The organism is Anaerorhabdus sp. (genome assembly GCF_036637135.1).
Taxonomy (GTDB): domain Bacteria; phylum Bacillota_I; class Bacilli_A; order Erysipelotrichales; family Erysipelotrichaceae; genus Anaerorhabdus.
This window is the reverse complement of sequence record NZ_JAVWNC010000020.1, coordinates 1-13,937: the sequence shown is the minus strand read 5'-3', so window position 1 is coordinate 13,937 and position 13,937 is coordinate 1. Positions and strand designations below refer to the sequence as shown.

At 32.5% G+C, this 13,937-nt stretch carries 16 protein-coding genes and 1 tRNA gene; 15 read left to right on the top strand and 2 right to left on the bottom strand.

Annotation, left to right across the window (positions count from 1 at the left end):
• Positions 1 to 5: 5 nt before the first annotated feature.
• From RR643_RS05385 to RR643_RS05320, 14 genes are all read left to right on the top strand, one after another.
• Entirely contained in the window at positions 6 to 1,007 is a 1,002-nt protein-coding gene (locus tag RR643_RS05385; protein ID WP_332482591.1) for an alpha-hydroxy-acid oxidizing protein, read from the top strand.
• Positions 1,008 to 1,084: 77 nt separating this feature from the next.
• A complete protein-coding gene (locus RR643_RS05380) occupies positions 1,085 to 1,474 on the top strand; it encodes an Inorganic pyrophosphatase (protein WP_332469300.1) in 390 nt (129 codons plus the stop codon).
• 135 nt (positions 1,475 to 1,609) lie between these two features.
• Entirely contained in the window at positions 1,610 to 2,146 is a 537-nt protein-coding gene (locus RR643_RS05375; RefSeq protein ID WP_332469301.1) for a DUF4358 domain-containing protein, read from the top strand.
• A 61-nt stretch (positions 2,147 to 2,207) separates the two neighbouring features.
• Positions 2,208 to 3,551, top strand: coding sequence for an MBOAT family O-acyltransferase (locus RR643_RS05370; RefSeq protein ID WP_332482590.1), 1,344 nt, complete (start codon positions 2,208 to 2,210; stop codon positions 3,549 to 3,551).
• Positions 3,552 to 3,560: 9 nt separating this feature from the next.
• The gene (locus tag RR643_RS05365) at positions 3,561 to 4,667 is read left to right on the top strand and encodes a DHHW family protein (RefSeq protein ID WP_332482589.1); all 1,107 of its coding nucleotides are present in this window, start codon (positions 3,561 to 3,563) and stop codon (positions 4,665 to 4,667) included.
• 10 nt (positions 4,668 to 4,677) lie between these two features.
• A complete protein-coding gene (gene rlmD, locus RR643_RS05360) occupies positions 4,678 to 5,997 on the top strand; it encodes a 23S rRNA (uracil(1939)-C(5))-methyltransferase RlmD (RefSeq protein WP_332469304.1) in 1,320 nt (439 codons plus the stop codon).
• A 116-nt stretch (positions 5,998 to 6,113) separates the two neighbouring features.
• A complete protein-coding gene (locus RR643_RS05355; protein WP_332482588.1) occupies positions 6,114 to 6,674 on the top strand; it encodes a DUF4256 domain-containing protein in 561 nt (186 codons plus the stop codon).
• A gap of 38 nt (positions 6,675 to 6,712) precedes the next feature.
• Positions 6,713 to 7,141 carry a GNAT family N-acetyltransferase gene (locus RR643_RS05350; RefSeq protein ID WP_332469306.1) on the top strand — a complete coding sequence of 143 codons (429 nt, stop codon included), beginning with the start codon at positions 6,713 to 6,715 and terminating at the stop codon, positions 7,139 to 7,141.
• Positions 7,142 to 7,253: 112 nt separating this feature from the next.
• Positions 7,254 to 8,126 carry an ABC transporter ATP-binding protein gene (locus tag RR643_RS05345; RefSeq protein ID WP_332482587.1) on the top strand — a complete coding sequence of 291 codons (873 nt, stop codon included), beginning with the start codon at positions 7,254 to 7,256 and terminating at the stop codon, positions 8,124 to 8,126.
• 9 nt (positions 8,127 to 8,135) lie between these two features.
• Positions 8,136 to 8,924: an ABC transporter permease subunit gene (locus RR643_RS05340; RefSeq protein ID WP_332482586.1), complete on the top strand. Its 789-nt coding sequence runs from the start codon at positions 8,136 to 8,138 to the stop codon at positions 8,922 to 8,924.
• 7 nt (positions 8,925 to 8,931) lie between these two features.
• Complete coding sequence (locus RR643_RS05335) at positions 8,932 to 9,732, top strand: ABC transporter permease (protein WP_332482585.1); 801 nt, start codon at positions 8,932 to 8,934, stop codon at positions 9,730 to 9,732.
• A 16-nt stretch (positions 9,733 to 9,748) separates the two neighbouring features.
• A complete protein-coding gene (locus RR643_RS05330; RefSeq protein ID WP_332482584.1) occupies positions 9,749 to 10,633 on the top strand; it encodes an ABC transporter ATP-binding protein in 885 nt (294 codons plus the stop codon).
• Positions 10,633 to 11,430, top strand: a complete 798-nt coding sequence (locus tag RR643_RS05325; RefSeq protein WP_332482583.1) for an ABC transporter permease subunit — start codon at positions 10,633 to 10,635, stop codon at positions 11,428 to 11,430. The genes RR643_RS05330 and RR643_RS05325 overlap by 1 nt, the downstream gene beginning before the upstream one ends.
• A gap of 42 nt (positions 11,431 to 11,472) precedes the next feature.
• Entirely contained in the window at positions 11,473 to 12,354 is an 882-nt protein-coding gene (locus RR643_RS05320; RefSeq protein WP_332482582.1) for an RluA family pseudouridine synthase, read from the top strand.
• Here the strand turns inward: RR643_RS05320 and RR643_RS05315 are convergent.
• Positions 12,344 to 13,144, bottom strand: a complete 801-nt coding sequence (locus RR643_RS05315; RefSeq protein ID WP_332482581.1) for an HAD family hydrolase — start codon at positions 13,142 to 13,144, stop codon at positions 12,344 to 12,346. The genes RR643_RS05320 and RR643_RS05315 overlap by 11 nt on opposite strands.
• 31 nt (positions 13,145 to 13,175) lie before the next feature.
• Positions 13,176 to 13,688 (bottom strand): FUSC family protein, encoded by a 513-nt coding sequence (locus RR643_RS05310; protein ID WP_332482580.1) that lies wholly within the window; start codon positions 13,686 to 13,688, stop codon positions 13,176 to 13,178.
• Positions 13,689 to 13,859: 171 nt separating this feature from the next.
• On the opposite strand from RR643_RS05310, the gene RR643_RS05305 reads away from it, so the two are divergent.
• A tRNA-Arg gene (locus RR643_RS05305) sits at positions 13,860 to 13,936 on the top strand.
• Position 13,937 lies beyond the last annotated feature (1 nt).

The following is a 13,937-nucleotide window of genomic DNA, read 5'->3' as shown; positions in this document are numbered from 1 at the left end:
ACAAGATGACAAGAGAAGCAAATTTATGTAAACAATGTCCTGTATGCAATGGAGTTGCATGTAGAGGACAAATACCTGGAGTTGGAGGAATTGGCCAAGGAACTGCCTTTATAAACAATGTACAAGCGCTAAAAAAGTATGGCTTGTTGATGGATGTAGTCAACAATATCCAAACAGTGGATGCATCTACAACATTATTTGGTAAGACGTATTCATTTCCTTTATTAATTGCCCCAATTGCAGGAATTAAAAATAATTATGGTACAGACATTCCAGATTATGTATACAATTCAGAACTTGCCAAAGCATGTGATGAAGAAGGGATTAGCTGTTTTGTAGGAGATGGTATTGATATGGAAAATTTCTTTCATCTACCAGCTCGTGCAATCCATGAACAAGGTGGACAAGGATTTGTAACAATCAAACCTTGGGTTATGGATAAAGTAGTAGAACGTATTAACTTAGTAAAAGAATTTGATGTGCTAGGTATTGCAATGGATGTTGACGCAGCAGGATTACCACTCTTAAGAAATTCAGTTACTCCTGTTGAAAATAAAGATGAAAATGCATTACGTAAAATCAAAGAATTATGTGGTGATAAACCATTTATCGTAAAAGGTATTATGACACCAGAAGCTGCACTTATAGCTTTACGTGCAGGAGCAAATGGTATTGTAGTAAGTAATCATGGTGGACGTGTATTAGATGATGCATGTGCAACTATGGATGTACTTGAAGAAATTGTAGAAGCAGTTCAAGGGAAAATGACCATTTTTGTAGATGGAGGATTTAGAACAGGAACTGATATATTCAAAGCAATTGCACTCGGAGCCGATGGTGTTTTGGTAGGTAGACCGATTGCCTTAGCTTGTGCAACTGAGGGTATTGAAGGAGCTAAAAAAGCAATAAATAAGCTTAAAACAGAGTTCAATCATGCGATGCGAATGACAGGTTGCGCTACAGTGAAAGATATTACAAAAAGAAAAATTAAGAAACAAACTATGTAAATTTTTACATAGTTTTTTAAGTTTGTTTACATTTCTTTCATTTTTGTTATAATAAGAAAGAGATTGAGGTATAAACTATGACAAACTTTGAAAATAATGCTTTTTTCTGGCAAAAAATTGATACATTGTATCTATCAAATAAATTAGAAATATTGCGTCAAAAAGGCACAAAACATCCTGAGTACAGTAATTTAATTTATCCTGTTGATTATGGACATCTAAAAGATACTCAAGCATCAACATCTGAAGGGATTACAATATTCAAAGGATCATTGAAATCTTCAACCGTGTCAGCTGTCATCATTGCAGCAGACATTCTAAAAAAAGATTTACAAACAAAATTAATATTAGGATGCACACCAGAGGAAGAAGAAAAAGTTTTACGTTTTCTAAATCATACAGATTTTCAAAAAACTGTATTAATACGTAGGGGACAAGAAATTCCAAGTTGGGGACTTACTGATTAATCTGCAGAAATGCAGATTTTTATTTTCTCTTAATAAGACTCTGTTCACATAAAATTCAGATTACTTTAATAGACAATGAACCTCTATTTGATATAATCAATATGCATTCCATTAATGGTGTGCAGGAGGAAATTTATGAAAAAATTATTAGCATTTGTATCTTTAGCTTTAATTCTTGCAGGCTGTTCTTCAGCACCAAAAGAAGAACCAGTAGCAACTCCTGAAATTACTCCAGGAGAAGTAGTTGATGGTGAAGGTGTAACTGGTGGAGAATCAGTTGAAATGACTAAACTTCAAAAAGCAGTTGATTCCGTTGTAAATGGAGGACAATATGAATTCCCAAGTTTCATGACCGTGGATGAGCCAACACTTAAAGATTTATATTATGTCTTAACTGATGATATTGAAGATTATGCAATTTATCTACCAATGATGAACACACAAGCAACAGAAATTATTGTGATTGAAGCAAAAGAAGGAAAACTTGATGTTGTTAAAGAAGCTGTAGCAAAAAGAATGGCTGATATCGAAACAACATGGGCACAATATTTACCTGATCAACATGAATTAGTACTTAACCGTGTTGAATTTGAAGATGGTAATATCGTAGGTGTTGTTATTTCAGAAAATGCAGAAGCTATCGCAAAAGATATTCAAGCAGCATTAAAGTAAGTTTATGGTATTCAGTAGCTTAATATTTTTATTTGTCTACTTACCGATAGTCTTAGTGGTGATGAAAACATCACCACTAAAACTTCGTAATTTATTTTTGTTTCTTCTTAGTTTGGTATTCTATGGCTGGGGAGAACCTTTTTATATTGTGCTTTTGATTTTATCAACTGTTGTTGATTATATTAATGGTTATTATGTACATAAGTACAGGAATCAAAAGAAAATTGCGAAGCGTTTTGTCATATTTTCAATTTGTTTTAATTTAGGGTTATTAGGTTTCTTTAAATATTATGATTTCATTGTAATGAGTTTGAATGGATTGGGCTTTAATGCTTTACAACCTTTGGGATTAGCTTTGCCAATTGGTATTTCATTCTACACATTTCAAACGATGTCATATCCAATAGATATCTATCGTAAAGATGCAGATGTACAAACGAGTATTGTTTCATTTGGTGCATATGTTGCCATGTTTCCACAATTAATTGCAGGTCCTATTGTTCGATACAAAGATGTTGCAGAACAACTAGTATCAAGAAATGAAACAATGGATAAATTTACCCAAGGTATACAACGTTTTATGATTGGATTATCAAAGAAAGTTTTATTAGCGAATAACATCGGTTTAGTATTTGAGACAATCAAAGTTGCATCAGATTCTCAAATGTCGGTTCTAACGATGTGGTTAGGTATCTTTGCCTATGGCTTTCAAATCTATTTTGATTTCAGTGGTTATAGTGATATGGCAATTGGACTTGGAAAGATGTTTGGCTTTGAACTTTTAGAGAATTTTAATTATCCATATATTTCAAAATCAATTACGGAGTTTTGGCGTCGTTGGCACATCTCACTAGGAACGTGGTTTAGAGATTATGTTTATATTCCGCTTGGGGGTAATCGTTGTAGTAAAATTGTGAATCTTAGAAATATTTTACTTGTGTGGTTACTTACTGGATTATGGCATGGTGCTAGTTGGAATTTCGTCTTGTGGGGATTGTATTTTGCGATACTTCTTATGATAGAGAAATTATTCTTATTGAAAATATTACAAAAGTTACCCGCTTTTATTCAACATGGTTACACCATCTTTTTCATCTTGTTGAGTTGGGTAATCTTTGCATTTGAAGATTTAGGTGTTTTAAAAGGTGTATTAGCTATTATGTTTGGTTTTGGTGATGTACCTTTCGTGAATGATTATTTTTTCTACTTGATTCGAAATAATATTGTTTTACTCATAATATTAATCGTGTCAGTAACTCCATTTATGAAAATGGTATATCACAAACATATTGAAGGAAAGAAAATAGAGTGGATGACGCCAGTATTAATATTGATTGGATTGATTGTATGTACTGCATTCATTGTGGATGCAAGCTATAATCCATTTCTCTATTTCAGATTCTAGGAGGTAAATATGAAACGGAATATACAAATTTTGACTTGTATTTGCTTTTGTGGTTTTGTCGGAGTGCTAGGTATTCTAAATGTAATACAACCCGATAAACGCTTCTCTGAAAATGAAAATCGTTACTTAGCAAAACTACCTTCTTTCAGTGTGTCTGCATTATTCAAAGATAATTATACAGGGGACTTAGAAACGTACATTACTGATCAATTCATCTTTAGAGATGAGTGGATTAGTATTAAATCATTAAGTAGAAAACTAACTGGAAGTATTGAAAACAATGGTGTTTATTTTGGTAAAGAAAATCAATTGTTACAAATGTTTTCAACTACGGATTTAGAAACAGTAAGACGTTCAATTGAACAAATTAATACATTTATAAAAAGTATAGATGTTCCAGTTGATTTAATGATTGTACCTACAGCGAGTGAAATTGAATCTGATGCGCTCCCAATCTTTGCATACAATGAAAATCAAGAATCAATTCTTAATTATATTCAAAGTCATGTGGATGCTGGATGGGTAGATACCTATACTACATTAACCGGTGCAAGTGATGTATTCTTTAACCTTGATCATCATTGGAACGAAAAAGGTGCATATTTAGCTTATCAAGCCTATATGGATTACTTGAAAGTGGTACCTGAAACATTTACCTATACACAAGTCAGTGATGATTTTAAGGGTACCTTGTATTCAAAAGCAGGGACATTTTGGTTAAAAGGTGAACCTTTATATAAGATTGTCCCAAATAATGAAGTAAAGTCTTCTTTAACTTTTGAGGATGGTAGCACAATGGATTCGTTGTATAGCGATAAATATTTGAGTCAAAAAGAAAAATACTCCTATTATTTAGATGGTAATCACGCCTTAGTAACTGTTAAAAATGAAGGAATAAAAGATAGTTTAGGTAAAATTGTGGTTGTAAAAGACTCCTATAGCCATATCCTTATTCCTTACTTAGCATCGCATTATGAAGAGATTATTTTAGTCGATTTAAGGTATTATAGATTACCAATTTCAAATTTAATTCAAGAAGAAGAGGTATCGAGGGTATTATTAGTATATAATATAGAAAACTTCTTATTGGATAAGAATTTTTCATTTTTGAAGTAAAAGGAGAATTATGGGAAAGACGAACGTAAAAATAGTAAAAATGGGTATTAATGGCGAAGGAATAGGTTATATCAACAAAGTGCCTGTTTTTGTTGACGGAGCGCTATTGCAAGAACAAGTAGAAATTGAAATAACTGAGAAGCATCAAAACTATTCAAAAGCAATAACTACTAAGATTCTCCAAAAAAGTGATTCAAGAGTTAACCCTCCATGTCCATTCCAAGTTAAATGTGGTGGATGTAGTCTAATGATTGCGGATTATAAAGCACAATTAGAAATCAAGAAAGAACTTTTAAGAGAAAGTCTAATTAAATATGCTGGACTTAAAAATGCAACGATAGAAGATATTGTGGAGAATCCTAGTCCACTTCATTATAGAAATCAATGTAAGTTACCGGTGAAATGGTTAAAAGGTACTTTATATAGTGGATTATATGAAGCAAATTCGAGTAGATTATTATACATGGATGAATGTAAAGTTCATGAAGAAGGATTAGATAGAGTCAGAAAGAAAATCATGGCGTTATTAAACGAAGCGGGTATTCGTGATTATAATGACCGGATTGAAAGAGGTATGAAATATTTCGTACTTCGTGGTTTCAATGGAGTTTATCAATGTACATTAGTTACAGGTAGAATGACAATTGAAAAAGAATTAGTAGATAAAATTATGGAGATAAAAGAAGTAGTTTCTTTATTCCAAAACATTAATACATCAAAGAGATCATATGAGATTTTTGGTAAAGAGTTTGTGCAACTAGGTGGAAGCAAGACTTTGGAGTTGAAGATGGATGGTATTGTATGCCGATTATCTCCAGCGTCATTCTTCCAATTAAATGTTGAACAAGCAAGTAAATTATATAGCACAGTTGTATCACTCGTAGACCCATGCAAACTAGTAGTGGAAGCCTATAGTGGTATTGGTGTGATGTCATTATTATTAAAAGAAAAAGCTGAACGTGTAGTTGGTATTGAATATGTTAAAGATGCAGTTAAGAATGCAAACAACAATGCAAGAATCAATCATTGTGAAGACCGCGTAGAATTTATTTGCGGTGATGCAGCAGAAGAAATGAAAAACATTGCGATGAAAGAAAAGATTAACGCTCTAGTGGTTGATCCACCAAGAACAGGATTGAATGAAGAAATGCTAGAATGCATTATGAAAGCAAGACCTGAACAAATCATTTATATTTCATGTAATCCTGCAACACTTGCGAAGAATCTAAATATCTTACTTCAACGCTATCGTGTTGAGCGTATCATACCATTTGATATGTTCTCGCAAACACCTCATGTTGAAACAGTTGTTTCATTGAGATTATTCTAAGAAATGAACCTTGTGCAAACAAGGTTTTCTTTTGTTATAAAAGTACTTTCATTGACTTCATTTGTCTTTCGGTGTACGAATAATGTAGGTAAAGAAACAAAATGGAAGAGGTTCTTATGACAAGTAAAAAATTAACTAAGCTTCAAATGACAAACTTACTTACAATATTAGAAGAAAGATTTAATTCAAATATGCATCGCCATGAAACAATGAACTGGAAAGATGTTGAAGAACATCTAATGAATCAGTCAGATAAATTAATGTCACTTTTCATGATGGAAGAAACAGGTGGTGAACCTGATGTGATTGGTATAGATTCAAATACAATGATGTATCTTTATGTTGATTGTTCAAAAGAGAGTCCCAAAGGTAGAACTAATTTATGTTATGATCAAGAGGCACTGGAAGCAAGGAAAAAATTCAAACCTGAAGATAGTGCTACTCATTTGGCAAAGTCAATGGGTATTGAATTAATTGATGAGGTGCAATATCGTACGCTTCAAAGCATTGAACCTGTGGATTTGAAAACTTCAAGTTGGATTAAAACACCTGAATCTATTCGAAAATTAGGTGGTGCATTATTTTGTGATCGCCGATTCAATACAGTATTTGTTTACCATAATGGTGCAGAGTCATACTATAGTGGAAGAGGATTTAGAGGTTTCTTGAAAGTATAAATGAATATGATATAATTCCAGTAGTGAGGAATTTGGATATGCGATATTTAGTGAGAGAAGATATACCTTCAGTACTTGAAATGATGTTACTTGTAAAAGATGATTTTGCAGGATACAAAGAAGAAGAATTTTTAGAAGCAGTACACCATGCAATCGAAAACCAAGAAGCAATAATAGAACAAAGAGAATCTAGATGTGCTGGTTTAATTATTTTTTCAAAAGATAATCAAGAATTATTGTTTCTAGCAATACATCCAACTTATCGTAGGCAAGGTATATCGAAACAGTTAATCAATCAATGCTTTACACATTTCAACGAAGATGAAGAGATTCATGTCATTACGTTTAGAGAAGGTGATCCCAAAGGAAAGGCAGCAAGAAACTGTTACTTCTCTTGTGGGTTTGTCGAAGCAGAAAATCTCATTGTATTTGATTATCCATGTCAAAAACTGATTAAAAGGATATAAAGGAACGAAATGCAAGATGCACAAAAGTCACTGTGTCTTGCATTTTTATTTGTTGGATAGGGCGTATAATAACATTGTCAAAAGAGTAACTCACAAACAGGAGGAAATGAATATGGCATTTGTTATTGAAACAAACAAGTTGACGAAGGCTTATGGAAAATCAAGGGGAATTATTGATGTAGATCTTAAAATTGAAGAGAGTGAGATCTTTGGATTCATTGGACCAAATGGTGCAGGTAAATCAACAACGATTAGAACACTGTTATCACTTATTTCAAAGACCGGTGGAGATGCAAAAATATTTGGGCTAGATTGTCACAAAGATCGTGTTGAAATATTAAATAATATTGGATATCTTCCAAGTGAAGTATTCTATTATGATAATATGAAAGCAATAGATTTATTAAAATATTCTGCAAGTTTTTATAAGAAAGACTGTACAAAGAAAATAGAAGACTTAGCAAATCGATTGGAACTAGATTTGAATAAAAAGATCGAAGATATGAGTTTGGGTAATAAGAAAAAAGTGGGAATCATACAAGGTTTATTGCATTCACCAAAACTTATTATCTTGGATGAACCAACATCAGGATTAGATCCACTGATTCAAAAGAAATTCTTTGAGATTATTAAAGAAGAAAACAAAAGAGGCGCAACTGTTTTGTTTTCATCTCATATATTAAGTGAAGTACAAAAGATATGTGATCGTGTTGCGATAATCAAAGAAGGAAGAATAATCAGCACTCAAAAGATTAGTGATTTACAAGAACAAGCTTACAAGAAAGTATTCATTACAACCAAACTAGAAGCAAGTTCAATACTACTTGAAGGAATGAGTGATTTAGTTGTACAAGGTAATTCAATTTCCTTTATGTATAAAGGGGATTGTAATAAATTGGTACAAGAACTTACAAAATTAAATATACAAAATATAGAAATTAATGAACCATCACTTGAAGAAATATTCCTTCATTATTATGTGTAGGTGAGTGATATGAATATTTATTTATTTGAATTAGAGAAGCAATGGAAATCAGTTTTATTGTGGACGGCTTCCTTTGTTATCCTTATGGTTGCGTTGTTTGCGGGAGTTTATCCAGTATTCAATAATAGCTTGAAAGATATTATTGAAGTTATTAGTAAAATGCCACCTGAATTTACAAAGGCATTTGCGTTCGATTTAAATACAATGGTTGACTTTGGAGGTTTCTTTGAATTTAGTTTTGCATATTTATCATTAATGGGAGTTATAATGTCCGCATCAATTGGACTGTCTATTTTTGCACGTGAAAAGAAAGTTAAATGCATTGATTTCTTACTTACAAAACCAATTAGTCGTAACAGTATTTTTATATCAAAGTTTTTATCAGGATGTACATTGCTTATTTTATTTAATCTTGTATATATTATTGTAAGCTGTTTCTATGGTATTCATTTCGGTAAAACAATGATGGAAATGTTAGGTGCATCAAGTATGATGTTTCTTACTCAATTCTTCTTCTATACATTGGGTATTTGTATGGCAATAGTGATGAAAAGAATACGTTCTGTATCCAATATTGCATCTTTATTGGGATTTGTCGGTTTCATTTTGTCAGCTGTCTACAATATTTTAGAAATCAAAGAAATGCGATATCTAGCACCCTTAAAATATTTTGATCCTATGCAATTCTTCACATCAACAAATGATTCAATTTATATGCTTACTGGTATTGTGGTTTCAATTTTGTTTTTGATTGTTGCATATATCAGATTTATTAAAGAAGATGTAAAGGCGGTGTAGATAAATTATGAATATAATCAAGAAAGAATTACGTTTAGGATTTAAGCCATTTTTGATTTGGTTAGTCGGTTTATTTGTCTTGGATATTGTCGGTCTTATTAAGTTTACAGGTGTATCTGAGGGTGGGGCATCAATGAGTGCTATCATTGATCAAATACCAAGAGTAGTACAAGCGTTGATTGGTATTGTAGGAATTAATATCGAAACCCTATCCGGATATTATGCAATACTTGCTTATTTTGTTTTGATGTGTGGATGTGTGTATGCGATTTATCTTGCAGGAAATGCGATGAATCGCGAGATTGTAGATAAGACATATGAGTTTATCTTTACGAAACCAAGAAGTAGAGCTGCGATACTCTCGATGAAACTTATTGTCGGTGTTATTTATTTAGCAGGTTTTACGCTTGTTAATATTGTGTTTTCTTATATTGGTTTATCAATATTAAATATTAATGAATCTATATTCAAAGAAATCATCTATTTCAGTATTGCGATGTTTCTTATTTGTTTGTTGTATTATGCAGTGACAGCTTTTATTTGTTCTATATGTACTCGTCCTGAGAAAGGAACTTTCTATGGTAATGTATTTTTCTTAGTAACATTTATTATTGGTGTTGTTGTAGATATGATTGAAAAACCTGGAATAGTTAGAATTTTATCACCAATGAAGTATTTTCCGCCAATAGAAATTCTTCAATATCAGTTGAGTATTTTCTACATAATCGCGGCGATAATAATTATCGTAATTTCAAGTATTTTAGCATATAGTTATTTTAATAAAAGAGATTTGAAAGCAGTCAACTAGAGGGGAAGTATTAAATATGATTAATGTAAATAATCTAACACTAAAGTATCGCAATGGTAAGGGTGTATTTAACCTAAACTTTGAAGTTAAGCAAGGTGAAGTAATAGGTTACCTTGGTCCAAATGGAGCAGGAAAAACGACTACAATCCGAGCACTATTGGGATTTATTAAAGCGGATGAAGGTAGTGCATCAATTGATGGTATGGATACTTTTGATGATGCACCAGAAATAATGAAAAATTTGGGATATTTGCCAGGGGAGATTACATTCCTTGATGGTATGACTGGTGAAGAGTATTTGAATTATCTTGCGGAAGTTCGAGGAATAAAGGATCGCACACGAGAAAAAGAATTAATTCAAATGTTTGAGTTTTCACCAAAGGGAAGTATTAAAAAATACTCCAAAGGAATGAAACAAAAATTAGGTATTGTTGCGGCATTTATGCATGATCCTGATGTTTATATTTTGGATGAACCGACAAGTGGTTTAGATCCACTCATGCAAAATCGATTTGTAGAACTAATTAAATCAGAAAAGGAAAGAGGAAAAACAATCCTCATGTCGAGCCATATGTTTGAGGAAGTAGAAAGAACATGTGATCATGTCTTAATTATTAAGGATGGCCATTTAGTTGCGCATGCAGATATTGAAACACTTAAGAATTCTCAAAGAAAAGGATATGAGTTAAAAACCACAAACAATACACAAGCTTTAGAACTCTTCACTAAGTTAGGGTATGAAGTAGATAATGTGAATGATGTTGTGGAGGTTTATGTAACAGGAGATCAAGTCGATAAGTTTATCAAAGCTTGTTCCATGTTGCATGTGATATCACTGGACATCAAGGCTCAAACACTTGAGGATGTCTTCATGCATTACTATGCTAGGGGGAATAAATAATGAGTATCGCACTATTTAAACTAACAATTAAAAAGAATTGGGTATTGTTTGTAATTTTTACACTGGTGTTGATGATGTATTCTGGTGTTATGATTTCAATGTATAGTCCAGATAACGTAAAGAACTTGATGCAAATGTTTGAACTATTTCCGCCAGAAATGATGAAAGCATTTGGTTTCGCTAGTGCATTTACAGATATGACAGGCTATTTAGCTAGTTGGTTGTATGGCTTACTCATGGTTGGTTTTCCCATGGTATATAGCATTTTGTTAGCGAATAAACTAGTTGCAAAATCTGTGGATAATGGGTCGATTGCTTGTTTACTGGCAACACCAGATTCAAGAGTAAAAATAATTGTTACAAAAGCTGTCTATGCATTATTATCATTAACAATCATGCTTGCAATCTTATTTGCATTCAATGTATTAATTGGTAAAGCCATGTTTCCAAATGATTTAAATGTAGAAGCATTCTTCAACTTGAATGTAACTGTATTGTTGGTAAATCTTGTTGTTATGAGTATTTCGTTCTTCTTCTCTTGCGTATTTTCAGAAACAAAACACTCAATTGCATTTGGTGCAGGTATCCCGATTATGTTCTTATTGCTTAAGATGCTAGGCGATGTTTCAGATAAGACAGAGATACTTAAGAAAATTTCGATTTTTGGATGGTATGATCCCATGGCTATTGCAGGTGGAGAAACAGTATGGGTGATTAATTGTGTTTACCTTGTAATCATTGTTATTCTAGTTTCGTTAAGTGTTGTGATTTTTAACAAAAAACGTCTTGCAGTTTAAAAGGTACTTGCGAAACATGAGGTAGGGCTATATCATAGTAGTATGAAATATAGTGTAAATCTCAATGAGTTAAAAATAAATTATCTTAATGAGGTTGAAGGAGAAAGCTTAATTGAATTCCTTCAACTTTTTAAAATGTCAAAAAAGAATCTTCATCTTCTCTTTACTGAAAAAAGAATCAAGGTGAATCGAACTACAGTACAAAGAGAATATATTCTTCAAAAGAATGATGAAATCACAATTCAAATGCCCATTGAAGAGATTGATTATGCGATGGATAAGAAATGTGCTGAAGTTGTTTATGAAGATGATTTAGTTTGTGTTGTCCATAAAGATGCGGGTATTATTGTCCACGAGGATGATAAACAAAAAACAGGCACACTTGCCAATCAAGTAGCGACCTATTATGCACAACAAGGATATTCAATTCCTGTACGATATATTCATCGTCTTGATGAAGAAACACAAGGACTAGTCTTGTTTTGTAAAGTTCCTTTATTACAACCTTGGTTTGATGAAGAGTTAATGGAGAAAAGAATTGAACGTACATATCACGCAATTACATTTAATCGACCAAGTGAGGATGAAATGACGATTGATAAACGGTTAGGTAGAGATCGACATGATGCAAAACGAATGAGAGTATCTTCTACTGGAAAAGATGCACTCACTAAACTTAAAGTCATATCACATAATGATATGTATTCATTAATTGAATGTAAATTAGAAACAGGAAGAACACATCAAATTCGTGTTCATTTATCCGCAATTCATTGTCCAATCGTAAATGATAATTTATATGGACGAATGACAAAAGATTTTGATGGTATGGGACTGTATGCGGTGTCCTTAAAATGGACTGATCCTTTTACAAAAGAAAAGAGAATCGTATTCGATTCCCTATTACCCAAAATTATTTTATAATTTCAAAATGCTTTAAAGCAAATACAATTCCATCTTCATCTACAGAGGTTGTCACATAGTCAGCCTCTTTTTGTACGATTGGTTTTGAATTTCCCATTGCAACACCAACTTTAGCACGATGCAACATCTCAATATCATTTTCTGCATCGCCAAAGGACATAACGTTGTCCCATGTAATATGATTCATTTCTAAAACTGTTTCAATTGCCATGGCTTTACTAAAACCCAATGGATATACATCATAACCATCTTTGTATGACCATGCAAAGAATAAATCAGGAACTTGTTCTTTAAATGTTTCAATGATTTCTTCATTCCCAATTAAGAATATTCCTAAAGGCATACCATGTTGAATGTGGAAATCTTCATCTTTTGGATTTTCAAATATCGCATCACCATAATCATGATCACCTGCATATCCTTTATAGAATTTTTTGTAGTTGTGATAACCAACAACTCCTTCTTTAAATTTAAAGCCTAAACCAATATCATGTTTCTTACACAAATCCCAAATTTTGTATAAATCTTCTTCTGATATGGGATGTGATTCAAGTACTGTTCCATGTTTATCAACTAAGCAAGCACCATTGATTGTAACTAAATAGTCAGGGTCAATATCTTCAAAAATACTTTTGTGTACAAATGAATAATGTCTTCCAGTTGCAATTAGAATTTGTATTCCATCGGCTTTTGCTTGGTCAAATGCTGCTTTTAGTGTTGGGGTGATTCGATCACGTGTATAGGGTATTAGTGTTCCGTCTATATCACAAACAAGTAATTTTATATTCATATTTTTTCCACCTCGTTAGCTTATTATAGCATTATTCTTTGATGTTTTTGAAGACACATGACATATTCTTACGCGACATTACAACATTAATCAATATAGAAATACAAACACCTACTGCAGTATCAATCATACGGTTTATCGCATAAGTTACTGTTTGATCAGCGGGAGTATTTAACATAACAATATAGAAAACAACGGCACCACCTTGTATGGCGCCTGGGTATCCAAGATATTGACTAATGAATATGAGTAAGATAATACCTACAAGTAAATAAAGTATTTGGATCAGTTTGTTTTGTGATTGATTTTGTAGATAAAATAAACCCATTCCTAGAAATCCACCAAGTATTGTTCCAATTAGTCGATTACTACCACTCTTAAAAGGATGTTCATTGTTTGTTTCCATCCCAAAAACAGCTCCAATACATGCGAAAGTTGGATTACGATTAATTAAAATATAGATGATGGCACATAATGTTGTGCTGATAGCGGTCTTGATACTTCTTAGTCCTAATTTAGGTACACACTTCTCAGTTTTTGTCATACAACACTCTCCTACAAGTAGTTAAACATTACAATAGTAGCCATTTATCAATGGAATTACAATATAAAAAGGCATTTTTCCTAGAAATAATGCCTATTTTAATGCTAGTATATGGATAAAATAGGAGAGTTTATTAAATTCTCATAATATGGTAAACTGTCAAAGGTAATTGCGCCCATAGCATAGCTGGATAATGCATTCGATTCCGATTCGAAAGACCGCAGGTTCGAATCCTGTTGGGCGCGCCAT

Bases quoted from the DNA above. Each gene is read 5' to 3' on its own strand.
- rlmD (WP_332469304.1), top strand. From the start codon at position 4,678: ATGGGAAAGACGAACGTAAAAATAGTAAAAATGGGTATTAATGGCGAA.
- RR643_RS05325 (WP_332482583.1), top strand. From the start codon at position 10,633: ATGAGTATCGCACTATTTAAACTAACAATTAAAAAGAATTGGGTATTG.
- RR643_RS05320 (WP_332482582.1), top strand. From the start codon at position 11,473: ATGAAATATAGTGTAAATCTCAATGAGTTAAAAATAAATTATCTTAAT.
- RR643_RS05340 (WP_332482586.1), top strand. From the start codon at position 8,136: ATGAATATTTATTTATTTGAATTAGAGAAGCAATGGAAATCAGTTTTA.
- RR643_RS05380 (WP_332469300.1), top strand. From the start codon at position 1,085: ATGACAAACTTTGAAAATAATGCTTTTTTCTGGCAAAAAATTGATACA.
- RR643_RS05350 (WP_332469306.1), top strand. From the start codon at position 6,713: ATGCGATATTTAGTGAGAGAAGATATACCTTCAGTACTTGAAATGATG.
- RR643_RS05355 (WP_332482588.1), top strand. From the start codon at position 6,114: ATGACAAGTAAAAAATTAACTAAGCTTCAAATGACAAACTTACTTACA.
- RR643_RS05315 (WP_332482581.1), bottom strand. From the start codon at position 13,144: ATGAATATAAAATTACTTGTTTGTGATATAGACGGAACACTAATACCC.
- RR643_RS05345 (WP_332482587.1), top strand. From the start codon at position 7,254: ATGGCATTTGTTATTGAAACAAACAAGTTGACGAAGGCTTATGGAAAA.
- RR643_RS05330 (WP_332482584.1), top strand. From the start codon at position 9,749: ATGATTAATGTAAATAATCTAACACTAAAGTATCGCAATGGTAAGGGT.
- RR643_RS05370 (WP_332482590.1), top strand. From the start codon at position 2,208: ATGAAAACATCACCACTAAAACTTCGTAATTTATTTTTGTTTCTTCTT.
- RR643_RS05385 (WP_332482591.1), top strand. From the start codon at position 6: ATGACAAGAGAAGCAAATTTATGTAAACAATGTCCTGTATGCAATGGA.
- RR643_RS05310 (WP_332482580.1), bottom strand. From the start codon at position 13,688: ATGACAAAAACTGAGAAGTGTGTACCTAAATTAGGACTAAGAAGTATC.
- RR643_RS05365 (WP_332482589.1), top strand. From the start codon at position 3,561: ATGAAACGGAATATACAAATTTTGACTTGTATTTGCTTTTGTGGTTTT.
- RR643_RS05375 (WP_332469301.1), top strand. From the start codon at position 1,610: ATGAAAAAATTATTAGCATTTGTATCTTTAGCTTTAATTCTTGCAGGC.
- RR643_RS05335 (WP_332482585.1), top strand. From the start codon at position 8,932: ATGAATATAATCAAGAAAGAATTACGTTTAGGATTTAAGCCATTTTTG.